Raw genomic sequence first — 25,461 nt, forward strand, 5'->3', positions numbered from 1 at the left:
CCGTGCCAAAAGGCCCAGATTTGATCAGACGGGCACCATGGACACATGCGGGCCGCGACCCGGCCACTGGCCGCCGTCCTCACCCTGCTGGCCACCGCCGCGTGCACCAGCACAACCACCACGCGCGACCCGACGCCGTCCCCAGCACCCCCTCCCAAGACCACCACCGCCACCACCGCTGCACCCGCGCCAACTACGTCCGCGTCGCCGCCTCCGGTCTCCCCCACCCCTTCACCTCGGCCCACAGCCTTCAACAGCGCAGCAGCCATGAGCACCGTCCGCCACCTGGCGGGTCTCGGCCCTCGCGAGGCCACTAGCCCGGCCTACCTGCAGGCCCTCACCTGGCTGGAGCAACGCTTCCGGGCCGCCGGCTACCAAACCCGCCGCCAAGCCCTGCGCGTACCAGCCGGCGTCTCTTGGGGCGTCCCGGTCCGCGCAGGAACCACCTGGAACCTCATCGCCACCAAACCCGGCTTCGCCCCGTCCGCACCGCACCGGATCGTCGGCGCCCACCTCGACACCGTCCCGCAGGCACCCGGCGCCGAGGACAACGCCTCGGGCATCGCCGTACTGCTCGGCACCGCCCAACTCTCCCCGCGCCTCCCCACCGTCTTCGTTGCCTTCGGCGCCGAAGAACCCCGCGGCGACGGCGACAACCGGCATCACTACGGCTCCCGCGCGTACGTCGCCTCGCTGCCGCCCGCGCAACGCAATGCGCTCCGCGGCATGGTCTCCCTCGACCGGGTGGGCGTCGGGACCGTCGTACCGATCTGCTCTGCGCAAGCCGACGACGTGGCCCTGCGCAACGAAGTACGTGCGGTGGCGGCTCGGGTCGGCGTACCGAGCAGGGTGTGTGTGAACAGGTCGAGTGACCACTGGTCGTTCGTTCGGTCCGGACTACCTGGGGTTCGGCTCGGCAGCACGCCGTACGCCGAGTACCACTCCGCCCGCGACCTCCCTCGCGTCGTGTCACCGGCCCAGCTCGGACGGATGGGTCGCGTGGTGTCCGCCTGGCTGGGCAGTTAGCGGATGTCGGCGAGGATCTGCTCGGCCCGCGTACCGGTCACGACCCGCGGACTGAAGTCGCTCCCGATCACGTACGGCGTGAGCCGGGCAGCCTTCAGCGTCTTGCCCCAGTAGGTGAGCTCCAGCAACACGCCCTCCTGCGTCTGCTGCATGAAGTCCATGTCGAAGACCAGATTCCCCAGTGAGTGCGCCACCACTTTGCCCGGCGGGAACAGCACGCTCTGCACCCAGTGCGGGTGCCCACCGATCACCAGGTCCGCTCCAGCCTGCGTGAGCGCGGCTGCCACGGTGTGCTGCGCAGGCACGGGGTTGTGGGTGTACTGCTGACCCCAGTGCGGCAGTACGACGACCACGTCGACGGCAGCCTTCAGCGTCTGGATGGCCCGCGTCATCGCGGCCAGGTCACCGGCGTTCAGTGGGCCGGTCCGCGGCGGCATGCGGATGCTGAACGCTCCAGCGCTGGTCGCGGTGGCACGTGGTGTCTCGCCGATCGCGTTGAACGCCAGGAAGCCGAATCGGACACCGTCGCGTTCGACGATCGCCGGACGAGCCGCCTCGGTGAGGTTGCTCCCGGCCCCTACCGGCTGGATGCCGCCTGCCCGCACCAGCCGGACTGTCTCGAGCAGGGCGCGCTGCTGGAAGTCGCCGGTGTGGTTGTTGGCCAGCGAGAGCACGTCGACGCCGGCGTCCCGCAGTCCGGCGACGACACCCGGCGGAGCCGCGAACGAGTCGCCTCCCTGTTGCGGCGTACCGGCTCGGGACAGTGTGCTCTCCAGGTTCAGCACGGTCAGGTCGGCAGCGGCCAGGCGTGGGGCGATGGCACGCAGCGGGCGGGACACGTCGCCGGTCTGCGCGGCAGCGGTCGCTACTCGGCGGCCGAGCATGACGTCACCACCGACGGTCAGGTCGACCACGGGTGCGCTCGGTCGCGGTCCGGCCGTCCGGATCGGGTAGCGAGCGGGGTCCTTGAACGGATCGATTCCGGCGACCGTGAGCGGCCGCACGGCCGGCCCGGCCGCGGCGGCGGGAACCAGGGCGAGGGTCGTGGTCGAGCGTTGCGCCTGACGCAATGACCCGACCTGAAAGCCCCGCCAGGATTTCAAGGTGCCGCGGGCGATCGAGCGGGCGACGGTCAGGGGGACATCCTGCACGGCCCGGGTGGGGTGGACCGCAAGCACCAGCGGCTGAGTCGACGCCGGAGTCGTCGCAGGCGTCGTCCGGGACACCGGTGGCGAACTCGGGGTCGTCAACGGTGAGGTGGGCGTCGGGCTGGCCGCCGTACCAGGAGATGGCTGGGCAGAGCCGCTCTCGGAGCAGGCGACCAGCACCGCCGCCGCTAGAGCAGCCAGCGAAACCCGCCACCTGGCCATATCGCCACGGTAGCGAGACCGTACAACCGGTAAGCCGGTTGCAAAAGATGGGGTGCTTGCTAGCAGACTTTGACGTCCTCTCCATCCATCGGATGGAGATTTCAGCTACTGCGCAGAGGCAGTGAGCTGAGGTTCACGCTTCGGCGAGACCCGCACAGGCGTCCCTCGGCGTGCGCTGACGGCCCGTCCGGCCGCGATGTTGACTGCTGCGTTCACATCCGCGTGCAGCTGGTGACCGCAGGCTACGCACTGGAAGACCGCTTGGCTCTCACGGTTCTCCGCTGCGCAATGCCCGCAGGCGCTGCAGGTCTGGGACGTGTACGCAGGATGGACCTTCTCGACCCGTCCAGATGCCTTGTTCTCCAGGCGACGGACGAGCAGTCCCCAGCCGTTCGCGAGAATGCCTCGGTTCAGACCGGCCTTGGCGCGGCGACGGTTCGGCAGAAAGCCACCTGGCCGGTCGGGATCGAATTTGGGCTTGGGCCGCTTCGTCATCTGGGCGATCCGTAGGTCCTCGACCCGGATGACCTCGAATCGGCGGGCCAGATCGGTGCTGGTCTTCTCCACCCAATCCTTCCGGCGGTCGCGTACGCGTGCATACAGTTTGGCGATCGCGGCCTTGATCCGCCCGCGGCGGTTGGATCCGCGACGACACCGGGCCAGACGGCGCTGCAGGTGCTTCAGCCGCGATTGCTCGGCCTCCGTCCATCCAGGACACGTCAGAAGTTCTCCCGTGGACAGCGCAGCCGACACCGCGACGCCGCGATCCACACCGACGGCTCCACCCGTTTCAGGCGCAGCGATCGGCGGCGGAACGACGGCGAACGCGATGTGCCAACGTCCGGCACGGTCGAGGGTGATTCGGTACGACTTCGCATCGGGTACGGCGCGGGTCAGGCGAAAGCTCACCCAGCCGACCTTGGGCACCAGCGCCCGCGCCCACTTCCTGTTCACGATGACGACCCGGCTTGCCTGACCACCAACTATACGGAATCCCTCGTGCAGCCCGGCTTTGCGCCAGGTCGGTCGCCGGTGAGTACCTGCGTAGAAGTTCCTGACGGCCTGACCGAAGTCCCGCAGCGCCTGCTGCTGCACAGTCTGCGACCCTGCCCGCAACCACCCGAACACAGCTCGCGCCTCAGTCAGCTGCCGGCAGACCTCAGCGAAGCCCGGCGTCCGTCTCTTGTCACGGCTCCACATCGACCACTGCTCAAGTGCCAGGTTCCACAGGTACCGTGCGTGTCTGCATTGCTCGAGCAACGTAACCTGCTGCTCAGTAGTCGGGTACATCCGAAACCGGGACATGGCGTCGATCCAATCAGTCGCGACCGACAGTCCCTTGTCTGCGAAGGGAGGTAGTCGCGGTTCGATCCGTCCTGTACGACGGATTTCCGCGCCCCCCAACACATGCTGCCCGAGGGAAGGCCTGAGGTGGTGCTCAAGCGGCGGCCGTTCGGGTCGTGGTTGCTGGGGCCGGCTGATCAGAGTCCTCGGTTGCTGCGGGTGCGGCTGCGGGTGCTGATGACAACCTTCTCGATCGGCACGAACCTGATCGGCGCGGTGGTCGTGTTCGTGCTCGCGGTGTTCGTGCTGCCCGGTCCACCGCTCGTCGACCGGCTCAAGGTGCTCGAGGCCATCTTCATCCCGGCGTACTTCCTGGTCGCCGTGATGATCGGGTGCTGGTGGAGCATGCGGCTCACGCGGCGGGTGACTCGCTGGGTGGACGAGGAACGGCCGGCGACCCGGAAGGAGCAGATCGCCACCCTGCAACTGCCGCTTCGGCTGACCCTCATCGAGGTGTTCCTGTGGTTGCTGGCGTGCGTGATCTTCACCGGGATGACGCTGGCGCTGCAGCCGGAGAACGCCTTGCGGATCGCGGTCACCATCGTCGACGGCACGATCGTCACCTGCTCGGTGTCCTACCTGCTCACCGAGTTCGCCCTCCGGCCGGTCGCCGCGCGCGCACTGGCCGACTCGCCGCCGCCCAGGCGCCTGCTGTCGGCCGGGTTGAAGGCGCGGACCGTGTTCTTCTGGGCCGTCGGCTCGGGTGTCCCGGTCGCCGGGCTGATGCTGGCGGCCGTGCTCGCGCTGATCGAGCAGGACGTCTCCCCCACCCGGCTCTCGGTGATGATCCTTGCCCTGGGCATGGTCGTGCTGCTCAACGGCTGCCTGCTCACCATGCTGTCGGCCAAGTCGGTGGTCGCGCCGGTCCGCTCGGTGCGGAACGCGCTGACCCTGATCGGCGACGGGCAGCTGGACGTCCGGATCCCGGTGTTCGACGGCACCGAGCTCGGGTCGCTGCAGGCCGGGTTCAACAAGATGGCCGAGGGGCTGCGGGAGCGGGAGCGGATCCGGGACGTGTTCGGGCGGTACGTCGGTCCGGAGGTCGTCCAGGAGGCGCTGAGCAGTGACCAGCTCGGCGGTGAGGAGCGGTTCGCCGCCGTACTGTTCGTCGACCTGGTCGGATCGACCCAGCTCGCGGCGGAGCGGCCGCCGACCGAGGTGGTCCAGCTACTCAACCGGTTCTTCGCGATCGTGGTCGACGAAGTGGTCCGGCAGGGCGGGTTCGTGAACAAGTTCGCCGGTGACGCCGCGCTGGCCGTGTTCGGCGCACCGGCCGAGCTTCCGGACGCGGCGGGCAGCGCGCTCCGCGCCGGGCGCACGCTGGCCCGGCGGCTGGCCGAGGAGTTGCCTGAGGCAACCGCCGGGATCGGGGTCACCGCGGGGATCGTGGTGGCCGGCACGGTGGGCGACGTACGGCGGCACGAGTACACGGTGATCGGGGACCCGGTCAACGAGGCCGCCCGCCTGAGCGAGCTGGCCAAGTCCTCCGCGGCCCGGCTGATCGCGTCCATGACCGCGGTCGACGAGGCGGCGCCGGCCGAGGCCGCGCACTGGAACCCCGATTCCCACGTGACGGTCCGGGGCCGCAGCGAGCCGACTCAGCTAGCCGTCCCGCAGTGACCGCTTCTCCTCGATGAGCTGATGGAGCAGGGCGGCGCCGTACAGCATCGCCTTGGTGCGGTTGTCGTGCGCGGCCCGGCGTTCCGCGATCGCCGCTCGCAACGCCTCGGTGCTTCCGGTACGGCGAAGTCCGTCGAGCACCGGCTTGATCTGCTCGAAGTAGTAGCGCCCTTGCCGGAGCATGTGGATGATGCGCGCGTCCCGCACCTCCTCCGGCCCGTACCGCCGGTACTTCGTCCCCGGCTCCCGCGTCGGCGTCAGCAACCCGGCCGCCTCCCAGACGCGCAGTGCCGACGTGCGCACCCCCAACTGGTGCGCCAACTCCCCCACCAGTAACGACGGACCCGACGCCGCCGGCTCGTCCAGGAACTCCGCAGCCGCCGCGCCCAACGCCTCGCTCATCGCGTCGGTCGCCAGCCGCTGCTGATGCAATCCGGCATGCGACGCGTCCACCAACCGGTACGCCAGCGCCTCGTCGCCGGAGTGCACCGCCTGCATGATCTCCGTGGCGACCTCCGGCCCGAACCCCGGCGCGAGCGCCCGGTAGGTCAGCAGCGCGGACAGGTGCTCCTCGCCGTACTGGCGGTACCCGGTCGCCGACCGTGGCGCCGGCGGCAGGATCCCGGCCGCCTCGTAGTTGCGCACCAGTTGCGTCGAGATCGAGGCCCGTCGCGCCAGATCCACCGGCCGCAGTCCCACGCCGTACCTCCGTCTTCAGACTCTGACTCCCCCGTAAGCCTGCCACTCAGGCGGGCAGGAGTCCGAGAGCCTTGGCGCGGGTCGCGGCGTCGCGTCGAGTCTTGGCGCCGAGTTTGTCGAGAATCGCGGCGACGTGGGTGTCCACCGTGCGTACCGACAGCACCAGGCGAGCGGCGATCTCGGCGTTGGTCAGTCCTTCGGCCAGCAGCCGTACGACGTCGGTCTGCCGCTCGGTGAGTCCGGCCGGGTTGTCCCTGGTCGACTGCATCCGTCCGCGTGGGATGCGACTGACGCCAAGCTCCCGCAGTCGGCTGCGGACGCGGCGTGCAAGCGGCTCGGCGCCCAGTCCGTCGAGGGTACTGAGTGCCGTCAGCAGATCTGCGGGGTCGCTGCTCTGCGAGAGCGCGAGGGCGTACTCGTACGGACAACCGGCCTTCTGCCAGGCCTGAGCCGCTTCCTGCCACTGCCCGGCCGCGAGCAAGCTGTACGGATGGCCGGACTCGTTCATCGGCACCTGCTGCCCGGCCACACGCATCCAATAGCCGAACGCGGCCGCGGAGGAGTTCCGTCCGAAGTAGTACACCTGCTCGTACGCCGATTCGACGACGTCGGACGCGTCCTCGTCTCGCAACCAGGCAGCCTCGAGCAGCGCCGCCCCCGCCGGACCGGTCCGCTGGGCCTCACCGAGCCGCTGCGCGATCTGCCACGCCTCGTCCAGCAGCCCCTCGTCCGGTTCTCCCCGACGGGCCCGGACCGTCCCGGCAACCACGAGCGCGGGACCGCGTGTGATCACCTCGGTGTCGCCGGCGCACGCGGCCTCCCGCACGGCGTCGTCCCACCGCCCAAGGTCCAGGTAGACCATGCTCCGCGTCACCTGCAGGTAGCGCAGGAAGCCGTGGAACTCGGCTTCACCCGCCAGGCAGATCGCGTCCTCGAGCAGGTGCTCGGCCTCCGCGAACTCCAGCACGTCCAGCAGGTGCCAGATGATGTTCACGTACGCGCGGCAGGCATGCTCGAACTCGTTGGCCGCCAGCGCCACCGCGAGGCTCTCCTCGAGGATCCCCTGTCCCTCGGGCCGGCCGTGGTCCCAGAGCGCCGTACCGACGTTGTTGAGGGCATGGGACAACAGCCCCGCGTCGCCGATGTCCCGCGCCATCGCGACGGCCCGCAACCCGACGTTGACGCAATCGGTCCACCGGCCGGCCAGCATGTGCAGCTGAGACTGGTTGCTCAAGGCAAGCGCCAGGGCGCGCCGGTCGCCCGCGTGCTCAAGTACGGCGATCGCGTCCGCACCACTCACCTCGGCGCTGGCCCGGTCGCCCGCCCACCACTGCATCCGCGACAACCACCGCAGGCTCAGCCCCAGCGTCCGCGGGTCACCGAGCTCACGCCGCAGCGCGACGGCTTCCTCCTCGGCGTGTACGGCGAGATCCGCCGAACCGACCGTGTAGCACTCGACCGCGAACCCGTCCAGGATGTCGGCCAGCTCGTCCGGCGAGAACACGTCTCGCTGGTCCAGCAGAAGCCGGTAATGCGCGACAGCCTCGCGGTGTGACCCGGCCGCGGCGGCCTCGCGCGCCGCCGCGGGTCCGTGCGCGAGGATCACCTCGGCAGCACCCGCCTCGGCCGCGTGGTGGACGACACGCGACAGGTCGCAGTCGTCGATGTGATCGAGCAAAGCGGCGAGCACAGCCTGGTTGCAGTGCACTCGGCGGGCGGCCGGCATGGAGTCCGCGACCGCACGGCGGGCCAGCTCGTGCGTGAACGCGACTCCGGTCGGCGAAACGACGAGCCCGCCACACCGCTCGGCCTCCGCGAGCGAGCCGATTCCGCCCGGTACTACGGCCTCGACCAGCCATCGCTCGGCGCCGGACGGCACGACGGCCAGCAACTCGACCGCATCCCTAGTTGCCCCGTCCAGGCCGGCCAACCGGGCGCCGACCGCCTCCGCGACGGTGTCCGGTACGGCGTCCAAGTCGCCGGACGCGTAGATCTCCGTGACGAAGAACGGGTTGCCGCCCGTCACCGCGAACACGCGCTCGGTGTCCATCCCGGTGTGCGCACCAAGCTGGTCCACGGCTTCCGGCGAGAGGCGAGCCGGCCGTAAGCGCCGCAGCCTCGGCGTGCCCGATGCGAGCCCGAGGAGCTTTTGCAGAGGGTGGTCCCTGGTCAGCTCCACATCCCGGTAGGACAGCACGAGGACGGCGGGCAGGCTGGCGATCCGCCGTACGAGGAAGCGCAGTACGTCGAGGGTCGCCTCGTCGGCCCAGTGGATGTCTTCGATGACCAGGACGGCCGGATCCTCAGGCCGGTCCAGCTCGGCCCTGAGGGCGTCGCTCACGGCGGTCCGGTCGCCGGACTCGAGCGCTCTGCTCAGTGCGCCTCCCACGCTGCCCACGAGGTCCCGCAGCGGCCCTAGGACACGTGGAGTGGCCAGGTCGTCGCAGTACCCGACCAGCAGCCGGGTGTCGGACGGCAAGACCCTGGGCAGGGCCCCGACGAGGCTCGACTTGCCGATGCCGGCCTCACCGGCGATCAGGACGACGGAACCGTCGCCCGCCTTGGCCTCCTCAGCAGCCGTCGCGAGCTCCGCCAGCTCCCGCTCCCGTTCGAGCATGCAAACCCACCCCCAACCGATTGTGCACCCGACCTCGGTAGCGCCGGTGCCCGATCTACGTAGTCGTGACGGATCCGCCGGAGTACGGCGCGGACCTACAACCGAGTCATGCAGTCATTCAGCAGGCGCTATGACGTCGTGATCGTCGGAGCGCGAGCAGCCGGAGCCGCCACCGCGCTCCTGCTCGCCCGTCAGGGCCACGACGTTGTTCTGGTCGACCGGGACGAGTTCCCGTCCGACACGCTGTCGACGCATCAGCTCGCCCGGCCCGGTGTCGTGCAGCTTCACCGGTGGGGTCTGCTGGACGCCGTACTCGACAGTGGAGCGCCGGCCATCCAGAAGGTGCACTTCACCGCCGGCGGCGAGTCGGTCGTCCGTCCGGTGAAGGAGAAGGCCGGCGTCGACCTGCTGCTCGCGCCGCGGCGTCACATCCTCGACACGCTCGTGATCGAGGCCGCTGTCCGCGCCGGTGCCTCAGTGCGGACCGGAGTCACGATCGACGGCGTCACCGTCGACCACACCGGCAGCGCCACCGGGGTCCACGGGCACGATCGCAATGGCGCGCCAGTGGAGTTGGCAGCGCGCTTCGTGGTCGGCGCCGATGGCCTCGGCTCACGCGTCGCGCGTTCGCTCGGTGCAGAGATCGTCGAGGACCGTGGCGCCTCGGGTGCAGCGCAGTACGCGTACTACGACGGGCTTCCCTGGGACGGGATCGAATTGATCGTCGCCGAGCGGGCGCTGACCGGAGTGTTCCCAACCCATTACGGCGAGGCCTGCATCTGGATCTGCAGCCCGATCGCCGACGCGCACCAGGCCCGCCGCCAGGCCGACACTCGCGAGGACGCATTCACGTCCTACCTGTGGCGAGTTGCCCCGGCGCTGGCCGAGCGGCTCTGGGAGGGACGCCGTACGTCGCCCGTCCGCGGGATGCTGCGGGCGCCGAACTTCATCCGCCAGGCATCCGGTCCGGGCTGGGCGCTGGTCGGCGATGCCGGCTACCACCGGGACCCGGTCACCGGCCACGGGATGTCCGACGCGTACCGCGATGCCGAACTGCTGGCCGACGTCCTCGACGGCGCCCTGTACGGCGACAGGTTGGCGCTGGCCGGTTACCAGCAGGCGCGTGATCGCGCGCTGCGGCCGATCTTCGAGCTGACCGTCGCCCTGGCCGGCTACCCACCTGCTTCTGAATTCGTAGCACTGCAGAAGGAACTCAGTCGCGCTCTCGACGCCGAAGCGTCCGAGCTCGCTGACCTCAGCCTGCTCACCGCAGTCTGATCGACATCTCGAGGAGAACCATCATGACCACCACCGACGAGTCGACCCGCAACGGCGTCGACACCGCGACGCTGTTCGCCACCCTTGACGCGGTCAAGGCCGCGCCCGAGGCAGCCAAGTTCCAGTTCCGGGCCCGCAACCAGTGGCTCAGCGGCACGCACAACCGCAGCACCATCCACGGGTACTTCGGGGTCGGCGAGGAGCGCGCGCACGAGCGCACGTTCCACTTCGACGCAGACCACCCCGCCGTCCTGGTCGGACGCGACAACGGCCCGACGCCGGTCGAGTACATGCTGCACGCCCTGGCCGCCTGCCTGACCGCCGGGCTGGCCAACATCGCCGCCGCCCGCGGCATCCGGCTCACCGAGGTGCACTCGACCGTTGTCGGCGACATCGACCTGAACGGCATCCTCGGCCTCGACCCGGCCGTGCGGAACGGCTACGAACAGCTCACCGTCCGGTTCACCGTGAAGGGCGACGCCCCCGCCGAGAAGCTGCGCGAGCTGGTCGCCCAGTCCCAGGCCCGGTCAGCCGTCTATGACGTCATCACCAACCAAGTGCCAGTCAAGATCGAGGTCGAAACCGCATGACCGTGCCAGAGGAAGTCGATACCGCATGACCGTGCCAGAGGAAATAGTCCGCCCAGTCACCGAGGACGTAGGCACCGAAGACCTCGGTACCGTCCTCGGGGTCTGGGCACACCCGGACGACGAGGCCTACCTGTCCGCCGGCCTGATGGGCGCCCTGCGCGACACCGGACACCGGGTCGTCGTGGCGACTGCGACGTACGGCGAGAACGGAGCGCCGGACCCGGTCGAGATGCCGCCGTACCGGCTGGCCGAGATCCGGAAGGGCGAGATGGTCAGCAGCCTCTCGATCGTCGGGGTCTGGGAACATCGCTGGCTCGGCTATCACGACGGTGAGTGCGCCGACGCAGACGGAGGGGTTGCGTCGGTCGCGGAACTGATCGAGGACGTCGAGCCGGACACGATCCTGACGTTCGGCCCGGACGGCATGACCGGGCACTCCGATCATCGCGCGATCTCGGAGTGGACGACCGAGGCGTGGCGAGCCTCCGGTGCTCGAGCGCGGCTGCTGTACGCGACGCTCACGCCGGGATTCCACGCCGAGTGGGGTCCGCTCAACGACCAGGTCGGCCTGTGGATGTCGGGCAGCCCACCCGAGACGCCCGCTGAGGACCTCGCGCTGTACGTCGAACTCGCCGGAACCGACCTCGAACGCAAGATCGACGCGGTACGGGCGCACGTCTCGCAGGCCACCGGCTTGGTCGACCTGGTGGGCCTCGACACCTTCCGCCGCTGGTGGTCCGCCGAAGCCTTCGTCGCCGCCGACGGTACCGAGCCGTCGTCCGCGGTGGTGGGAGGTGTGCGATGACAGTCCAGGTCGGAAGCACCGCCCGGCGGACGCGGGTCGTGTCGCGGCGCGACATCGAGTTGTTCACCGAGCTGACCGGGGACCGCAATCCCCTGCACTACGACGAGGAACTCGCGGCCGGCACCCGCTTCGGTGGCCTGATCGTGCAGGGCGGGGTGACGTCCGGCCTGCTCAACGCGGTCGTCGCCGAGGACCTGCCCGGTCCCGGCAGCGTGTTCCTCCGCGTGGCCTGGAACTTCCTGGCGCCGGTCCGGCCTGGTGACGAGATCACCGCCGAGGTCGAGGTCCTCGAAGTGCACGCCAGCAAACCGGTTTTCCGGATCCGTACGACGATCACCAACGGCGACGGCGTGCCCGTCCTCGACGGTGACGCACATGTGTACCAGGTGCCCGTAGGCACCGGATCCGGCAACGACTCCGGCGCGACCGCACCGGAGGACGATCGACAGACAGGAGTTGTCCGGTGAAGACGTTCCCAGGGATCACCCACGTGGCCGTGACCGTCATGGATCTCGAGCTCAGCGTCCCGTGGTACACGCAATTGTTCGCCGCCGAACCCGTCCTGGACGAGGACACCGGGCCGTTCCGGCACGTGGTGTACGCGATCGGCGGCGGGCAGCTGTTCGGGCTGCACACGTTCCCGGACGGTGAGTGGAGCAGCGAGTTCAACCCGCGCCGGCTCGGTCTCGACCACGTCGCGTTCGCCTGTGCGGACCGCGCCGAGCTCGTCAGCTGGCAGGACCGGCTCGACGACCTGGGCATCAAGCACGGCGGCATCGTCGACGCGCACTACGGCTCGGGCCTGTCCTTCAAGGACCCCGACGGCATCGCCCTCGAGTTCTTCGCGCCACCACCCGCCTGAGCCAGGCTCGCCGCTTCCGACCCCTGGTGGGTCAGCCCACCAGAGTGTGGGTTCCACCACCGGAGTCAGGGCGGCAAACCCACCTTCTGGTGGGCTGACCCATCAGACGTGGCTGCGTAGATCTCCCTCTGCGCCGGGCCCCCACAGCCCGGTGTCCCGCCGAGCCGGGTTCCCCACACCCGGCCCACCCCCCAGGCACTCCGCCCCACGAGGGGCGGCCGGTAGGTACTACCGGCCGCCGGAGACGTCGAGCGTCGTCCCGGTCATGTAGGACGAGCGATCGGACGCCAGGAAGGCAATGAGTGCCGCGACCTCTTCGGGCTTCCCCGGGCGGCCAAGCGGAGGAGTCGCGCCGAGGCGATCCAGGCGGCCTTCCTCGTGGATGTCGGTCTCGATCAGACCAGGCCGAACCCCGACCACCCGCACGCCTTCCTTCGCGACCTCGTTGCCGAGCCCGGTGGTGAGCGCGTCCACGGCAGCCTTGCTGGCCGCGTAGTCGACGTACTCACCGGCCGACCCGAGCACCGCCGCGCGGGACGAGACGTTGACGATCACTCCCCCGGAACCGCCGTACGCCGTGGACATCCGCCGTACCGCCGCACCGGCGACCAGGATCGCGCTGACCGCGTTGATCCGGAACACCCGCTCCAGCCGGGCGGCGTCGTACTCGGCGACCCGGCCGGCCGGCGACACCACACCGGCGTTGTTGATCACGGCGCCGATCGGGCCGAGCTCGGCGGTCACAGTGTCGAACAGCTTCTCGATCTCGTCGGCCTCGATCACGTCCGCCTGGACGGCGATCGCCCGCCGCCCGAGCTCCTCGCAGGCCTTCACGACCCGCGTGGCCTCGTCGGCGCGGGTCCGGTAGTTCACGCCGACGTCCCAGCCGTCGGCCGCCAACGCGACCGCCGCCGCGGCCCCGATCCCTCGACTCCCACCGGTGATCAGCACGACCCCACGCCGTACGTCAGTCTCAGTCATGTCTCCAACCCTGCCACGTCGTCCGGCGGCAAGGTGATCTGCACCTTCGTCTCGGTGTCCTTGAAGCCGAGCGCCCGGTAGAGCCTGATCGCGAGGTACCCCGGATCCGCGACCATCACCAGGGTCGACGCCCCACCCTCGGTCAAGCCGTACGTCGACGCGCGGTGGACCAGCGTGCTCGCGATCCCCCGGTTGCGGTCGTCCGGATGCGTCTGTACGGCCTGGAACCGCGCGAGCCCGTTGCCGTCGAACACCAGCCCCAGCGTGCTCTGCAACCGGTCACCGTCGAACGCGCCGAACCACTGCCCGTGCCCGGCGTCAACCAGCGCCCGCCGCGACGCGACCTTCGCCCGGGCGAACCGGATGTAGCCCTCGTCGACCTTCATCGGAGCCGTCGTCAGGTTGAGCTGCAGCGACTGCTCCCAGTCGTCGGCACTGCTCAGGAACCGGTACGTCGACTCCTCGTTCGGGCGGCGTGGTGGCACGACCTCGCTCGTCGTCATCACCACGTCCCGCTCCAGCGTGTACCCGGCCAGCTCGTCCTCGGCGCCGATCACCCCGTCGACATTGTCGATGCCGAAGGCAACATGCCCGGCGGCCGGGAACTCCGCGCGGAACGCGGCCAGCCGGGTCTGCAGGTCGCCGGGCGCGAACGGCGTCCGGAACAGCAGGAAGTTGCCCCACCAGTACCCCGGGTTGTCCGGGGTGCGCACGACGACGTGGTCGCCGGTGTCCTCGAGCACGCTCCCGCTGAGCTCGAGCACCAGCAACTCGGTCCGCCACCCCAGGTTCTCGATCTTCACCTGTTCATCGTCCGAGCCCCGTCAACCGGATTGCACGGCTTGCACGGCTTGACATGCAGCCTGACGGCTGCCTATTGTCGAAATGCAGCCGGTTGGCTGCATGGCTTGATCGGAGGCCGATGGACGACGAGGTGTTCCGCGCACTGGCCGACCCGAGCCGTCGGCAGCTGCTCGACATGCTGAACGGGCGCAACGGCCAGACCCTGCGTGAGCTCTGCGCCGGGCTCGACATGGCCCGGCAGTCGGTGAGCAAGCACCTCACCGTCCTGGAGAGCGCGAACCTCGTCACCACCGTGTGGCGCGGGCGGGAGAAGCTGCACTACCTCAACGCCGAGCCGATCAACGCCATCGCCGACCGCTGGATCAACCAGTACGACCGCCGGCGGGTGCAATTGTTCGCCGACCTCAAAACGGCTCTGGAGGCCGAACCCATGAGCGACACCGACTTCGTCTACACCACCTACATCAAGACCACGCCGGAGCGGCTGTGGCAGGCGCTGACCGACCCGAAGTTCACCCAGGAGTACTGGGGTGTCCGGTTCGAGACCGACTGGCAGGTCGGCTCGGAGATGGTCTGGCACGAAGGCGGCACGGTGATGGCCGCACCGGATCAGGTGGTTCTCGAGCACGACCCCTACCGACGGCTCGCGTACACGTGGCACCACGTGACCCCGGAGTTCGCGAAGGCTTTCGAGATCGACGACGACCTCTACCAGCGGATCAGCCGCGAGCCCCTGTCGAAGGCGAGCTTCGACCTCGAGCCGGTCGGCGACAAGGTGAAGCTGACCGTCGTCCACAGCGGCTTCGAGCCCGGCAGCGCGATCCGCGAGATGGTCAGCGGAGGCTGGGTCGAGCTGATCTCCGACCTCAAGTCCTTCGTCGAGTCCACCCCCGAACTGGCCGCCGACCCGACTCCGGCCGGCTAGCTGAACCTCGGACAGGACGTGGGGACCGCGAACATCTGGCCGGATGTCCGCGGTCCCCAGAGGGTGTCCGAGGTGTCACGGCTGAGCGGGTTACGGGCGCTTGTGGATGAGGAGGGGTAGGACGGCTCCGGCGCCGGACTCGCGGAGCTTGGCGGCGGCAACGGTGATCGGCCACTGCGAGGATGACGCGTCGGCCAGCAGGAGGACCGTTCGGCCGGCGACCGCCTGGGCGGTCGGGCCGTCCACCTGGATGCCGTCGCGCCAGACCTTCGCCTCCTCGGCCGACGAGAGGTCGTCGGTGAACCCCGCCGGATTCACCGTCAACTCAGCCTTGTCGAGCCGGCCGACCCCGGCAACGTGGTCAGCGATCTCCGCCGTCAACCGCCCGTAGCGCGCGGCCGCGAGAGGTACGACGACCTCCGGGCGGCTCGACCAGGAGCCGCGCCAGCGGGACAACGCGGCCACTGCGCCCGCCTTCAACGCCTCGAGTGCGTCGGGGTCGGGCGGGCCGTCGGTGAACGTACCGCGCAGCACCTCACGCCACTCGGGCGCGTCGGCGTAGATGATCGTCCGGCCCGGCTCGGCGCCGAGCTCCGCGGGGATCCGCCCCTTCGCGCCGAAGGCGCCACCCGGCCACATCTTCCGCGGCTCCAGCACGTGCACCTCACCGCGCAGCAGCCGGATGATCGACTGCACCGTCTCCGGCGACGGCGCGGCCTGGAGCGGATCCGGCAGCTCGCCAAGGCAGACCGAACACCGGCCGCACGGCTCGGCCGACGGGTCGTCGAGGGACTCCTGTAGAAGTTGCATCAGGCAACGGTTACCGTGGGTGTAGGCCCGCATGATGTCCGCCTCCCGGCGCCGGACCGCCACGATGCCGTCGTAGTGCGCGGCGTCGAAGGTCCACTCCGCGCCGGTCCGCACCCAGCCGCGCTCGACCCGCTCGACCACGCCGTCGACCGCCAGCTGCTTCAGCATCAGCTCGACCCGGGTCCGGCGCAGACCGGTCTCGGCCTCGAGCGCCGGAACGGTCGCCGGCTGATCCGGACCGTACCCGTCCAGGCCGCGCAGCAGACGGTTCACGTTCTCCGGGACCGGGATCGTTGCGGTCGCGAAGTAGTCCCACACGCCGGCGTCCGCGTCCGACGGCAACAGCGCCACGACGGCGTGGTCGATCCCGCGACCCGCACGGCCGACCTGCTGGTAGTACGACACCGGCGACGGCGGCGAGCCCACATGGACCACGAACCCGAGGTCCGGCTTGTCGTACCCCATCCCGAGCGCCGAGGTCGCGACGAGCGCCTTCAACTGGTTCGCCCGCAACGCGTCCTCGAGACTCTCCCGCTCCCCCGCATCCAGACCGCCCGTGTACGCAGCGACCGGTACGTCGCGACCGTGCACCTCCTGAATCGCCGCCGCCAGCCGCTGCGCGTCCGACACTGTCAACGTGTAGACGATCCCTGAACCCGGCAGCTTCGGCAGGTGATCGACCACCCACGCGAACCGATCCAACGGCGACAACGCGTCGACGACCGCCAGCTGCAAACTCGACCGGGCCAGCGGTCCACGCAGCACCAGCGTCGACTCGCCCAGTTGATGCGCGACGTCATCCGTCACCCGCGCGTTCGCAGTCGCTGTCGTCGCAAGCACCGGCGTCTTCGGGTTCAACTGCTGCAGCACGTCGGCCACGCGCCGATAGTCCGGCCGGAAGTCGTGACCCCAATCCGACACCGCATGCGCCTCGTCGATGACGAGCAAGCCGACCTGCCCGGCCAGCCCGTCGAGCACGCGCCGGCCGAAGCCCGGATTCGCCAGCCGCTCCGGAGACACCAGCAGCACGTCGATCGCACCCGAGCGCAGGTCGTGCTCGATACTCGACCACTCGTCGATGTTGTTCGAGTTCAAGGTCGCGGCCCGCAGACCGGCTCGGCTCGCGGCCGCGACCTGGTCACGCATCAGCGACAGCAGTGGTGACACCACGAGCGTCGGCCCGGCGCCCTCGGACCGCCGGATCGCCGTCGCCGCCCAGTACACCGCGGACTTGCCCCAGCCCGTCGCCTGCACGACCAGCACCCGCGCGCTCGCCTCGCACAAAGCGGCGACCGCGGTCTCCTGATCCGCCCGCAATCGCGCGCTCTCCCCCGCGATCGCCTGGATCACGCCGCCGGCGATCCCGGCGCGCGCCTCGGTCAGCGTGCTGGTGGTCGAACTGGTGTCAGCCATGCCAAGCACCCTAGACGCCCGCACCCCCACATTTCTCGTCCCGATCGCCGACCTGTGGACAACCCGGCGCGGCGACCCAGCTCACGCTCCCCACAACTCACACCCGACCCGACTGCCTCGTCGGTCCGGTAGGGAGAAAACCCGGAAGGAGAACGATATGAACGCCCGATTCGACCACCTTGCCAACCCGGTCGGCGCCAAGGTGATGAAGTACATCACCTCCGCGAACAAGGTCGTGTGGGACTCGACGCTGCCCGCCACCACCCGGCATTTGGTGGAGATTCGCGCCAGCCAGATCAACGGCTGTGGCTACTGCGTCGACATGCACAGCAAGGACGCCGAGCACGCCGGTGAGACCTCGGTGCGGCTCAACCTCGTTGCAGCCTGGCGGGAGGCGACGGTCTTCACCGAGGCTGAGCGTGCGGCCCTCGAGCTCACCGAGGAAGGCACCCGGATCGCCGACGCCGCCGGTGGGGTCAGCGACGTGGTGTGGGCCAACGCTGCCAAGCACTACGACGACGACCAGCTCGCCGCGCTGCTGTCCTTGATCGCTCTCATCAACACGTGGAACCGCCTGAACGTGATCACGCAGCGGCCCGCTGGTGACTACGTGCCCGGTCAGTGGGGCTGACGGGTCAGGCGCACTTCCCGGGATGACACGGCTCGCCGCTGGTCGACACCAACCGTTGTGGCCCCGGTCCGTTCGCGGCCAGAGCGTCGTACGGGTTGGCCAGCGTGCACCGGTCGAGGGACAGGCAGCCGCAGCCGACGCAGTCCTTGAAATCGTCGCGGAGCTGTTCCAAGTGCAGGATCCGCTTGTCGAGCTCGGCCTGCCAGCATTCGGAGATCCGCTCCCAGTCCTGGCGGGTCGGGGTCCGGTTCTCCGGCAGCAGGGCCAGGATCGCGGCGACCTCGGCCAGTGGGATGCCGACCCGCTGGGCGATCCGGATCAGCGCGACCCGGCGGAGCGTGTCGCGCTTGTACCGGCGCTGGTTGCCCGACGTACGGCGACTGACGATCAGGTTCTGCCGTTCGTAGAAGTGCAGTGCCGAGATCGCCACCCCACTGCGCTGCGACAACTGCCCAACCGTCAACTCACCCGCCTCGATGTCCACCCGTCATCCCTCCGCCTCGACCCTAGTGCTCCGTGGCGGAGATTCTTCGGCGCTTGCGGCGCCCAGGCACGCACCTCGCGGCACTTGAGGATCATCCACGATAGATCTGCATCGAGGACGCTCCTCAAGCACCGCGATGCACGCACCTGAACACCGCAATCGCTCGAAGACTCACCACCACGGAGCACTATCGAGGCTAGCCGACGGGATCAGGCGGTCACGAGTCGGCGTCCGATGCTCGCGGACATCAGCGCAGCCGCTGCGCAGAGCCCGCCGGCCAGGTACCACGCGAGGTTGTAGCTGCCCTGGACGTCGCGGATCGCGCCGGCGCCGGTAGCGGCCAGAGCGGCGCCGATCTGGTGTGACGCGAACACCCAGCCGAACACGATCGGCCCGTCCACACCGAACCACTCGCGGCACAGCGCGACCGTCGGCGGCACGGTCGCCACCCAGTCGAGTCCGTAGAAGATGATGAACACCCAGATGCTCGGCTGCGCGCTCGGACCGAGCAGGGACGGCAGTACGAGCAGCGACAGTCCGCGGAGCGAGTAGTACGCGATCAACAGGTAGCGCGGGTCCCACCGGTCGGTCAGGTAGCCGGACACGATCGTGCCGCCGACGTCGAAGATCCCGACCAACGCCAGCAGCGACGCAGCGGTCGTCACCGGCATCCCGTGGTCGTGAGCCGCGGTGACGAAGTGCGTGCCGATCAACCCGTTCGTCGACGCACCACAGATGGCGAAGCCACCCGCAAGCATCCAGAACGCCGGCCGGCGCATCGCGGACCGCAGCGCACTCAGCGCCCGCAGCGCACTGCTGCCAGTCGTCTCCACTCGCTGGCCCGCAGTGCTTCCCTCGGGAGCGCCGTACGCCCGCAGGCCGACATCGCTCGGGTAGTCGCGCAGGAAGAGCAACACCAGTGGTACGACGGCCAGCGCCGTGCCAGCCGCGACGAGCGCCGGGACGCGCCAGCCGTAGGCACCGGCCAGGCTCGCGATCAGTGGCAAGAAGATGAGCTGGCCGGTAGCGCCCGCCGCGGTCAGGATGCCGGTGACCAGACCACGCCGCTGGACGAACCAGCGACCGGTGATGGTCGCGACGAACGTCATCGACATCGACCCCGTGCCGACGCCGACCAACAGCCCCCAGGTGAGCAGCAGTTGCCAGGACGCGGTCATGAAGACGGTCAGTCCGCTGCCGAGCGCGATCAGCACGAGTGCTCCGCTGACCACGCGACGCAGACCGAGGCGGTCCATCAGCGCCGCCGCGAACGGCGAGATCAGGCCGTAGAGCAGCAGGTTGATCGACACCGCCGACGAGATCGTCGCGTGCGACCAGCCGAACTCGTCGTGCAGCGGGTCGAGCAGGACCCCCGGCACCGAGCGGAACCCGGCCGCTCCGATCAGCGTCACGAACCCGACTGCGGCGACTGCCCAGGCCAGGTGCACCCGGGCAGGCTTCTTCGTCTCCAGAATCTGCGTCACCCGCTTACTGTGCCGTCTGCGTCAGCAGTGAACCAGTGGCCAGAACGCCAGCATGTGTCAAGATATGGCCATGACCCCGAAAGCGAAGCGACGACTGCACGCGGTCGGGCCGCACGTGGTTGCGGTGCTCGCACTGGAACCGGTGGTCGGGTTCGACCTGACTATCCCGCCGACCGTGTTCGGCGCGGCAACGACGGCCGACGGCACGCCGCTGTACGACGTCCGCATCTGTGGACTCGAGATCGCCCCGATCAGGGCCGGTGCCGGCTTCAGCCTGATTCCCGACTACGGCCCGGAAGTGCTGGCCGAGGCGGACACGGTGATCATCCCAGGCACGTACATCGCCCAGCCGCGGTACGAAGGCACCCTGCCCGACGACCTGGCGAAGGCCTTGGACACCATCCGGCCGGGCACCCGGATCGCGTCGATCTGCACCGGCGCGTTCGTGCTCGGCGCAGCCGGCTACCTGGATGCGCGGCCGGCCACGACGCACTGGCGCCGGGCCGAGATGTTCAGGGACCTCTACCCGCAGGTGAAGCTCGACGAGGACCTGCTGTTCATCGACGACGGCGACATCATCACGTCAGCCGGTCTCGCCGCGGGCGTGGACCTCTGCCTGCACCTGATCCGCCGCGACTTCGGCAGCGAGGTGGCCAACCGGGCCGCACGGCACTGCGTCGTACCGCCGTGGCGCGACGGTGGGCAGTCACAGTTCATCGAGCGGATCGTCCCGGACGAGGGCAGCGAGGGTACGGCGCCGACGCGAGCCTGGGCGCTGGAGCGGCTCGGCGAGGAGTTGAGCCTCACCGCGATGGCCGCGCACGCCCAGATGAGCGTCCGCACGTTCAGCCGGCGGTTCAAGGCCGAGACAGGCCAGTCCCCCGGCACGTGGCTGCTGCAGCAACGCGTCCGGCACGCGTGCCACCTGCTGGAGACCACCGACCTGTCGGTCGACCGGGTCGCGGAGTCCGCGGGTCTCGGCACCGCCGCGTCGCTGCGCCATCACCTTCGCTCCGAGCTGGGTGTCTCGCCGCTCGCCTACCGCAAGACGTTCCGGGCCGGCTGACCTACAGCACCACCAACTCGTGCGGTCGCTGGTTCATCGGCTCCACGCCGTCCGCCGTGACCACGACGATGTCCTCGATCCGCGCACCCCATCGCCCCGGCTGGTAGATGCCCGGCTCGACGCTGAACGCCATGCCTGGCTCGAGAATCAGCTCGTTGCCACTGACGATGTACGGCTCCTCGTGCACGTCGAGCCCGATCCCGTGGCCCGTCCTGTGGATGAACAGGTCACCGAACCCGGCAGCCGCGATCACGTCCCGAGCCGCGGCATCGATCGACTCCGCGGACACCCCTGGCCGCACCGCGTCCACAGCCGCCTGCTGAGCATCCCGCAGTACGGCGTACGTCGCGGCGACGTCAGCGTCTCGCGGCTCACCGACGGCGTACGTCCTGGTCGAGTCGGAGTAGTAGCCCTCGGCAACCGGTCCGCCGATGTCGACGACCACGACGTCGCCGGCCTCGATCACCCGGTCGGACACGCCGTGGTGCGGACTCGCGCCGTTCGGCCCGCTGCCGACGATGACGAACTCGGCCAGTACATGCCCCTCCGCGACGATCGCCGCCGCGATGTCCGCCCCGACCTCGGCCTCGGTGCGTCCCGGGCGCAGCCACTCACCGACGCGAGCGTGCACGCGATCGATGGCCGCACCCGCCTTCCGCAGCGCCTCGACCTCGGCCGCGTCCTTGCGCATCCGCAGCTCGCGCACGATCGGCCCGGCCAGCACCTGCTCCGCGTCGGGCAAGGCCTTGCGCAGCGCCAGCACGTGCAGCGCAGGCGTGAAGTCGCTGACCGCTACCTGTTCCGCTCCATGCAGGTGCTCGGCGGCAACGCCGTACGGGTTCTCGCCGTCGACCCACGTGACGACCTCGACGCCGAGCTCGGCCAGCGGCAGGTCGGCGAAGCCAGGCGCTTCCAGCTTCGGTACGACGAGCACCGGCGACCCCTCGGCCGGGACGACCAGCGTGGTCAGCCGCTCGAGCGAACCACCGGCCTGCCCGAGCAAGTACCGCAGATCCGACCCGGGCGCGATCAGTAGCCCGGTCCCGGCAGCGGCCGCACGGGCACGCCCCACCCTGGCACGCAGTACGGCTGCATCGGGAACAGGACCTTGTGGGCTTCGACTCGACATGCAGCCGACTCTAGCCAGCCACCGCGTGCACCAGTTGGATCGAAACCTGACCAGCCGCCAGCAAGCGGGCCAGACGCTCGACTTGGCGTGCGGCCAACGTGTAGGCCTCGTCGGCCTGGTGCTTCGCCGCAATGGCCGCCGCGACCTGTTCTGCGCGGCGGGACCACGACCGTGGGCAGTCGTCGGGACGGGTGATCTGCTGGATGAGGTCGAAGCCGGCGTCGGCCAGCAATCCGACGAGCTCGCCCTGGGTCGGGAAGTGGTTACCCTCCGGCAGCGGCAACAGCTGCACCTGCCGGGTGACCAGGACCAGCAGGCCCAGCGATGCGCCCGGCCGCATCACCCGGTGCATCTCGCCGAGCAACGCCGCCTTGTCCTCGACTGTGCACAGCACACCCAGGCACCAACCGACATCGACCGAATGCGTCCGCAGCGGAATCCGCCCGCCGTCGGCACGCACGACCGGCAGCCCGAACAGCTGCGCAGCAGCCCGGCACGCCGGGTGCATCGGCTCGACAAGGATTGGCCGCACCCCGAACCGCTCCGCCGCCCACGCCGCAGGACCGCCCACTCCGGCGCCGACGTCCAGCAACCGGTCCCCGGGCGCGAACTCACACGCCTCGGCCAGCCAGGCGAGCCCGGTCGGACTCGAACTGCCACGGCAGGCCGCCGGAATGGCATGCCCGGCCCCGAGCTGCTCGACCGCCTCGGCGGTCCACCCCGCGACATCCCCGAACTCGGCAACCATCGCAGCTGTTGCCATGGTCAACCTCCTTGCCCCCTACCGACAGGTGTAGCACCGATCGCTCACAACCGCACAAGCAGGCGGTGACGGAAACTGTCGGCGGGGGTTGTTAGAACTGTCCCCGGCTCGATCGAGACCCGATCGGCACCCCGGCGAAAGGCGACCACGATGGCACTCCACCACGAGTCCTTCGGTGCAGGCGTTCCGGTCCTCGCGCTCCACGGCTGGACCCCCGACCACCGGCTGATGACCGGCTGCCTGGAGCCCGTGTTCGCCGAGGTCCCCGGCTACCGGCGGCTCTACCCGGACCTCCCCGGGATGGGGCAGTCACCGGCCGGCGGTATCGACAGCTCCGACGGCATCATGGCCGAGCTGCGCGCGTTCATCGACGAGCAGATCGGCGCCGAGCCGTTCCTCCTGCTCGGAGAGTCATACGGCGGTTACCTCGCGCGCGGACTGATCGCCGAGCGGCCGGAGCAGGTCCTCGGCCTCGCCCTGATCTGCCCGATCGGCACCGCCCTCATGCACGCCGACCGGACCGTCCCAGAGCACGTCGCGCTGCGGACCGAGCCAGGTGTGCTCGAGTCACTGGCCGAGGGCGAGGACTTCACCGACATCGCCGTCGTCCGGACCGCGGCCGCGTTGCAGGCGTACCGCTCGGACATCGCGCCGGGGCTCGCCGCGGCCGACACCGCCGCGCTCGACCGGATCCAGAAGAACAGCTGGGCGCTGACCGTCGCACCCGAGAGCGGTCCTGCCTACCACCGTCCAACGCTGATCGTCTGCGGCAGGCAGGACTCGGTCACGGGCTACGAGGACCAGTACGCGCTACTCCCCCACTACCCGCGGGCGACGTACGCCGTACTGGATGTTGCCGGGCACAACCTTCAGCTCGAGCAACCCGAGCTGTTCGGGGCGCTGGTCCGTGAATGGCTGCACCGCGCCTCGGAGTGACTCGTGGGATCAGCTCGCCTGACCGGTCGGCATGATCGTCACCTGCTGCAGGTTCACCCTGGCCGGAAGGCTCGCGATGAAGCCGACAGTCTGGGCGACATCCTCCGCGGTCAGCCACTCCATGGACTCCTTGGATCCGGCCAGCCACTCGAGCGCGCCCTCGTCGGTCACGTGGCTCTGCAGCTCGGTGCCGACGATGCCCGGCTCGAGCGCCGAGACCCGGACGTTCTGCGACCCCAGCTCGGCGCGCAGGTGCCGCGACAGGTGCGTCACGAAGGCCTTGGTGCCCGCGTAGACGGCGAAGGTCGGGAAGATGTTCTGCGCGGCGATCGAGGAGGTGTTGATCAGGTCTGCGACACCACGCTCGGCGGCCGCGGCCACCAGTTGCGGCGTGAACGCGGCGATCGCGTTCATCAGACCGGTGATGTTGAGGTCGATCTGGCGCTGCCACTGCTCGGTGGCCAGTTCCGTCACGGGTGCCGGAAGCATCACGCCGGCGTTGTTGAACAGCAGATCCGCGCCGCCCAGCTCGGCGGCGACCCGAGCCGCGGCTGCCTGCACCGCCGCGGCGTCGGTCATGTCGACGGCCACGGCGAGCGCCGTTCCGCCTTCCTTCTCGATGCGAGTCACCAGCTCAGCGAGGCGCTCGGCCCGCCGGGCCAGCACGACAACGGTCGCGCCCAGTGCCGCGAGGTGTTCGGCGGAGGCTTCGCCGATGCCACTCGATGCACCGGTGATCACCGCGACGCGACCGGTGAGGGGCTTGGCGACAGCTTGTGTGGTCATGTGTTGCGTACCTTCCAGAGAAGACGACCGGCCGGCGATCCCGGCCACCTCTTCAGCAGACCAGTCCGGGAACGCCGAAATCGGCCTGGAACAGACCCTGTCCAGGCAGGCACCCGGAAACCTGGTACCGACAGGGCCACCCATCCGGGCGTCCTCGGCTCCGCGGATCCGGGACACTGAAGCAATGGAACGCAGTGCCGAGATCGCCGACTTCCTCCGCTCGCGTCGGGCCGCCGTCTCGCCCGAGCAGGCCGGCCTGCCCGCGGACGGGCGGGCTCGCCGGGTGCCGGGGCTACGGCGTGACGAGGTGGCCCGGCTCGCGGGAGTCAGCACCGAGTACTACACGCGCCTGGAGCAAGGCCGCGCCGGCAACCCGTCGCCCGAGGTCCTCGACGCACTGACGCGCGCGCTCCAACTCGACACCGTCGAGCGCGAACACCTCACCGATCTGCTCGCCAAGCCGAAGCCGGCTCGTCGTACGCCGGCCGCGCCGCAACGGGTCCGGCCGGGCCTGTACCTGACGTTGCAGACGCTCGACCACGTCCCGGCGTTCATCATCGGGCGGCGCACCGACGTACTGGCGACCAATCGGCTCGCCCGTGCGGTGCTGACCGACTTCGGCGCGTTGCCGGCCACGCGCCGCAACCTGGCGCGGTTCTACCTGCTGGACCCGGTGGCTCGCGAGCGGGTTGCAGACTGGGAGCAGATCGCCGCCGAGACGGTCGCGATGCTCCGGCTGGAGGCCGGCCGCTCGCCGCACGACCGCCAGCTCGCCGATCTGGTCGGCGAGCTCACTTTGCGGTGTCCCGAGTTCACCGGCTGGTGGAACGACCATCGCGTCCTGCGCCGGACCCACGGCCGCAAGACCTACCACCACCCGGTCGCCGGTGACCTGGAGTTCTCCTACGAGGCGTTCCAGGTCCCGGGCGACGCCGAGCAGTCCCTCTGCGTCTACAACGTCGAGCCCGGCTCCCCGACAGCAGCGGCCCTGCAACTCCTCACCAGCTGGACCACCACGCAACCGGCCGGCTGACGTGC

General features: G+C 69.7%; 24 protein-coding genes. 12 read left to right on the forward strand and 12 right to left on the reverse strand.

What is annotated here, in order from left to right:
• Positions 1–267: 267 nt before the first annotated feature.
• Entirely contained in the window at positions 268–1,026 is a 759-nt protein-coding gene (locus ACIBL3_RS30315; RefSeq protein WP_396357116.1) for a M28 family metallopeptidase, read from the forward strand.
• On the opposite strand, the gene ACIBL3_RS30320 is transcribed toward ACIBL3_RS30315, so the two are convergent.
• A complete protein-coding gene (locus ACIBL3_RS30320) occupies positions 1,023–2,396 on the reverse strand; it encodes a CapA family protein (RefSeq protein ID WP_396357117.1) in 1,374 nt (457 codons plus the stop codon). The genes ACIBL3_RS30315 and ACIBL3_RS30320 overlap by 4 nt on opposite strands.
• A 105-nt stretch (positions 2,397–2,501) precedes the next feature.
• On the reverse strand, positions 2,502–3,701 hold the full coding sequence (locus ACIBL3_RS30325) for an RNA-guided endonuclease InsQ/TnpB family protein (protein ID WP_396357118.1): 1,200 nt from the start codon (positions 3,699–3,701) through the stop codon (positions 2,502–2,504).
• 126 nt (positions 3,702–3,827) lie between these two features.
• Here ACIBL3_RS30325 and ACIBL3_RS30330 point away from each other — a divergent pair, with 126 nt between their 5' ends.
• A complete protein-coding gene (locus ACIBL3_RS30330) occupies positions 3,828–5,360 on the forward strand; it encodes an adenylate/guanylate cyclase domain-containing protein (RefSeq protein WP_396357119.1) in 1,533 nt (510 codons plus the stop codon).
• On the opposite strand, the gene ACIBL3_RS30335 is transcribed toward ACIBL3_RS30330, so the two are convergent.
• Both ACIBL3_RS30335 and ACIBL3_RS30340 read right to left on the reverse strand, forming a co-directional pair.
• Positions 5,343–6,059, reverse strand: a complete 717-nt coding sequence (locus ACIBL3_RS30335; protein ID WP_396357120.1) for a MerR family transcriptional regulator — start codon at positions 6,057–6,059, stop codon at positions 5,343–5,345. The genes ACIBL3_RS30330 and ACIBL3_RS30335 overlap by 18 nt on opposite strands.
• Positions 6,060–6,105: 46 nt before the next feature.
• Positions 6,106–8,676, reverse strand: a complete 2,571-nt coding sequence (locus tag ACIBL3_RS30340) for an ATP-binding protein (protein ID WP_396357121.1) — start codon at positions 8,674–8,676, stop codon at positions 6,106–6,108.
• Positions 8,677–8,784: 108 nt separating this feature from the next.
• Between ACIBL3_RS30340 and ACIBL3_RS30345 the strand changes: the two genes are divergently transcribed.
• From ACIBL3_RS30345 to ACIBL3_RS30365, 5 genes are read left to right on the forward strand one after another with little or no spacing between them, the layout of a single operon-like run.
• Positions 8,785–9,954, forward strand: coding sequence for an NAD(P)/FAD-dependent oxidoreductase (locus ACIBL3_RS30345; RefSeq protein WP_396357122.1), 1,170 nt, complete (start codon positions 8,785–8,787; stop codon positions 9,952–9,954).
• A gap of 23 nt (positions 9,955–9,977) precedes the next feature.
• The gene (locus ACIBL3_RS30350) at positions 9,978–10,544 is read left to right on the forward strand and encodes an OsmC family protein (protein WP_396357125.1); all 567 of its coding nucleotides are present in this window, start codon (positions 9,978–9,980) and stop codon (positions 10,542–10,544) included.
• 25 nt (positions 10,545–10,569) lie between these two features.
• A complete protein-coding gene (locus ACIBL3_RS30355; protein ID WP_396357126.1) occupies positions 10,570–11,349 on the forward strand; it encodes a PIG-L deacetylase family protein in 780 nt (259 codons plus the stop codon).
• Positions 11,346–11,816: a MaoC family dehydratase gene (locus tag ACIBL3_RS30360; protein ID WP_396357128.1), complete on the forward strand. Its 471-nt coding sequence runs from the start codon at positions 11,346–11,348 to the stop codon at positions 11,814–11,816. Before ACIBL3_RS30355 ends, ACIBL3_RS30360 begins: the two co-directional genes overlap by 4 nt.
• Complete coding sequence (locus ACIBL3_RS30365; protein WP_396357129.1) at positions 11,813–12,211, forward strand: VOC family protein; 399 nt, start codon at positions 11,813–11,815, stop codon at positions 12,209–12,211. Before ACIBL3_RS30360 ends, ACIBL3_RS30365 begins: the two co-directional genes overlap by 4 nt.
• A gap of 228 nt (positions 12,212–12,439) precedes the next feature.
• On the opposite strand, the gene ACIBL3_RS30370 is transcribed toward ACIBL3_RS30365, so the two are convergent.
• Entirely contained in the window at positions 12,440–13,192 is a 753-nt protein-coding gene (locus ACIBL3_RS30370; RefSeq protein ID WP_396357130.1) for an SDR family oxidoreductase, read from the reverse strand.
• Positions 13,189–13,995, reverse strand: a complete 807-nt coding sequence (locus tag ACIBL3_RS30375; RefSeq protein WP_396357131.1) for a GNAT family N-acetyltransferase — start codon at positions 13,993–13,995, stop codon at positions 13,189–13,191. The genes ACIBL3_RS30370 and ACIBL3_RS30375 overlap by 4 nt, the downstream gene beginning before the upstream one ends.
• Positions 13,996–14,114: 119 nt before the next feature.
• Here ACIBL3_RS30375 and ACIBL3_RS30380 point away from each other — a divergent pair, with 119 nt between their 5' ends.
• A complete protein-coding gene (locus ACIBL3_RS30380) occupies positions 14,115–14,921 on the forward strand; it encodes an ArsR/SmtB family transcription factor (protein ID WP_396357132.1) in 807 nt (268 codons plus the stop codon).
• Between the two features lie 90 nt (positions 14,922–15,011).
• On the opposite strand, the gene ACIBL3_RS30385 is transcribed toward ACIBL3_RS30380, so the two are convergent.
• The gene (locus ACIBL3_RS30385) at positions 15,012–17,144 is read right to left on the reverse strand and encodes a RecQ family ATP-dependent DNA helicase (RefSeq protein WP_396357133.1); all 2,133 of its coding nucleotides are present in this window, start codon (positions 17,142–17,144) and stop codon (positions 15,012–15,014) included.
• A gap of 157 nt (positions 17,145–17,301) precedes the next feature.
• Between ACIBL3_RS30385 and ACIBL3_RS30390 the strand changes: the two genes are divergently transcribed.
• Complete coding sequence (locus ACIBL3_RS30390; protein WP_396357135.1) at positions 17,302–17,775, forward strand: carboxymuconolactone decarboxylase family protein; 474 nt, start codon at positions 17,302–17,304, stop codon at positions 17,773–17,775.
• 4 nt (positions 17,776–17,779) lie between these two features.
• On the opposite strand, the gene soxR is transcribed toward ACIBL3_RS30390, so the two are convergent.
• Entirely contained in the window at positions 17,780–18,259 is a 480-nt protein-coding gene (gene soxR / locus ACIBL3_RS30395; RefSeq protein ID WP_396357137.1) for a redox-sensitive transcriptional activator SoxR, read from the reverse strand.
• Positions 18,260–18,468: 209 nt separating this feature from the next.
• Positions 18,469–19,743 carry an MFS transporter gene (locus tag ACIBL3_RS30400; RefSeq protein ID WP_396357139.1) on the reverse strand — a complete coding sequence of 425 codons (1,275 nt, stop codon included), beginning with the start codon at positions 19,741–19,743 and terminating at the stop codon, positions 18,469–18,471.
• 70 nt (positions 19,744–19,813) lie between these two features.
• Here ACIBL3_RS30400 and ACIBL3_RS30405 point away from each other — a divergent pair, with 70 nt between their 5' ends.
• Entirely contained in the window at positions 19,814–20,809 is a 996-nt protein-coding gene (locus ACIBL3_RS30405) for a GlxA family transcriptional regulator (protein WP_396357141.1), read from the forward strand.
• A 1-nt stretch (position 20,810) separates the two neighbouring features.
• Here ACIBL3_RS30405 and ACIBL3_RS30410 read toward each other — a convergent pair whose 3' ends face one another.
• On the reverse strand, positions 20,811–21,938 hold the full coding sequence (locus ACIBL3_RS30410; protein WP_396357143.1) for a M24 family metallopeptidase: 1,128 nt from the start codon (positions 21,936–21,938) through the stop codon (positions 20,811–20,813).
• Positions 21,939–21,948: 10 nt separating this feature from the next.
• The gene (locus ACIBL3_RS30415) at positions 21,949–22,701 is read right to left on the reverse strand and encodes a class I SAM-dependent methyltransferase (RefSeq protein ID WP_396357144.1); all 753 of its coding nucleotides are present in this window, start codon (positions 22,699–22,701) and stop codon (positions 21,949–21,951) included.
• A gap of 150 nt (positions 22,702–22,851) precedes the next feature.
• Between ACIBL3_RS30415 and ACIBL3_RS30420 the strand changes: the two genes are divergently transcribed.
• Positions 22,852–23,637 (forward strand): alpha/beta fold hydrolase, encoded by a 786-nt coding sequence (locus tag ACIBL3_RS30420; RefSeq protein WP_396357146.1) that lies wholly within the window; start codon positions 22,852–22,854, stop codon positions 23,635–23,637.
• Between the two features lie 9 nt (positions 23,638–23,646).
• Here the strand turns inward: ACIBL3_RS30420 and ACIBL3_RS30425 are convergent, their stop codons facing one another.
• On the reverse strand, positions 23,647–24,423 hold the full coding sequence (locus ACIBL3_RS30425) for an SDR family oxidoreductase (RefSeq protein ID WP_396357147.1): 777 nt from the start codon (positions 24,421–24,423) through the stop codon (positions 23,647–23,649).
• A gap of 184 nt (positions 24,424–24,607) precedes the next feature.
• Between ACIBL3_RS30425 and ACIBL3_RS30430 the strand changes: the two genes are divergently transcribed.
• The gene (locus tag ACIBL3_RS30430; protein WP_396357148.1) at positions 24,608–25,456 is read left to right on the forward strand and encodes a helix-turn-helix transcriptional regulator; all 849 of its coding nucleotides are present in this window, start codon (positions 24,608–24,610) and stop codon (positions 25,454–25,456) included.
• Positions 25,457–25,461: the final 5 nt, after the last annotated feature.

It is taken from the genome of Kribbella sp. NPDC050124 (genome assembly GCF_044460355.1).
GTDB lineage: Bacteria > Actinomycetota > Actinomycetes > Propionibacteriales > Kribbellaceae > Kribbella.

What these genes read in the sequence shown, in the direction of transcription:
- ACIBL3_RS30315 (WP_396357116.1), top strand. Translation starts at nt 268, where the DNA reads ATGAGCACCGTCCGCCACCTGGCGGGTCTCGGCCCTCGCGAGGCCACT.
- ACIBL3_RS30320 (WP_396357117.1), bottom strand. Translation starts at nt 2,396, where the DNA reads ATGGCCAGGTGGCGGGTTTCGCTGGCTGCTCTAGCGGCGGCGGTGCTG.
- ACIBL3_RS30325 (WP_396357118.1), bottom strand. Translation starts at nt 3,701, where the DNA reads ATGTCCCGGTTTCGGATGTACCCGACTACTGAGCAGCAGGTTACGTTG.
- ACIBL3_RS30340 (WP_396357121.1), bottom strand. Translation starts at nt 8,676, where the DNA reads ATGCTCGAACGGGAGCGGGAGCTGGCGGAGCTCGCGACGGCTGCTGAG.
- ACIBL3_RS30345 (WP_396357122.1), top strand. Translation starts at nt 8,785, where the DNA reads ATGCAGTCATTCAGCAGGCGCTATGACGTCGTGATCGTCGGAGCGCGA.
- ACIBL3_RS30350 (WP_396357125.1), top strand. Translation starts at nt 9,978, where the DNA reads ATGACCACCACCGACGAGTCGACCCGCAACGGCGTCGACACCGCGACG.
- ACIBL3_RS30355 (WP_396357126.1), top strand. Translation starts at nt 10,570, where the DNA reads ATGACCGTGCCAGAGGAAATAGTCCGCCCAGTCACCGAGGACGTAGGC.
- ACIBL3_RS30360 (WP_396357128.1), top strand. Translation starts at nt 11,346, where the DNA reads ATGACAGTCCAGGTCGGAAGCACCGCCCGGCGGACGCGGGTCGTGTCG.
- ACIBL3_RS30370 (WP_396357130.1), bottom strand. Translation starts at nt 13,192, where the DNA reads ATGACTGAGACTGACGTACGGCGTGGGGTCGTGCTGATCACCGGTGGG.
- ACIBL3_RS30380 (WP_396357132.1), top strand. Translation starts at nt 14,115, where the DNA reads ATGGACGACGAGGTGTTCCGCGCACTGGCCGACCCGAGCCGTCGGCAG.
- ACIBL3_RS30385 (WP_396357133.1), bottom strand. Translation starts at nt 17,144, where the DNA reads ATGGCTGACACCAGTTCGACCACCAGCACGCTGACCGAGGCGCGCGCC.
- ACIBL3_RS30390 (WP_396357135.1), top strand. Translation starts at nt 17,302, where the DNA reads ATGAACGCCCGATTCGACCACCTTGCCAACCCGGTCGGCGCCAAGGTG.
- ACIBL3_RS30405 (WP_396357141.1), top strand. Translation starts at nt 19,814, where the DNA reads ATGACCCCGAAAGCGAAGCGACGACTGCACGCGGTCGGGCCGCACGTG.
- ACIBL3_RS30410 (WP_396357143.1), bottom strand. Translation starts at nt 21,938, where the DNA reads ATGTCGAGTCGAAGCCCACAAGGTCCTGTTCCCGATGCAGCCGTACTG.
- ACIBL3_RS30415 (WP_396357144.1), bottom strand. Translation starts at nt 22,701, where the DNA reads ATGGCAACAGCTGCGATGGTTGCCGAGTTCGGGGATGTCGCGGGGTGG.
- ACIBL3_RS30420 (WP_396357146.1), top strand. Translation starts at nt 22,852, where the DNA reads ATGGCACTCCACCACGAGTCCTTCGGTGCAGGCGTTCCGGTCCTCGCG.
- ACIBL3_RS30425 (WP_396357147.1), bottom strand. Translation starts at nt 24,423, where the DNA reads ATGACCACACAAGCTGTCGCCAAGCCCCTCACCGGTCGCGTCGCGGTG.
- ACIBL3_RS30430 (WP_396357148.1), top strand. Translation starts at nt 24,608, where the DNA reads ATGGAACGCAGTGCCGAGATCGCCGACTTCCTCCGCTCGCGTCGGGCC.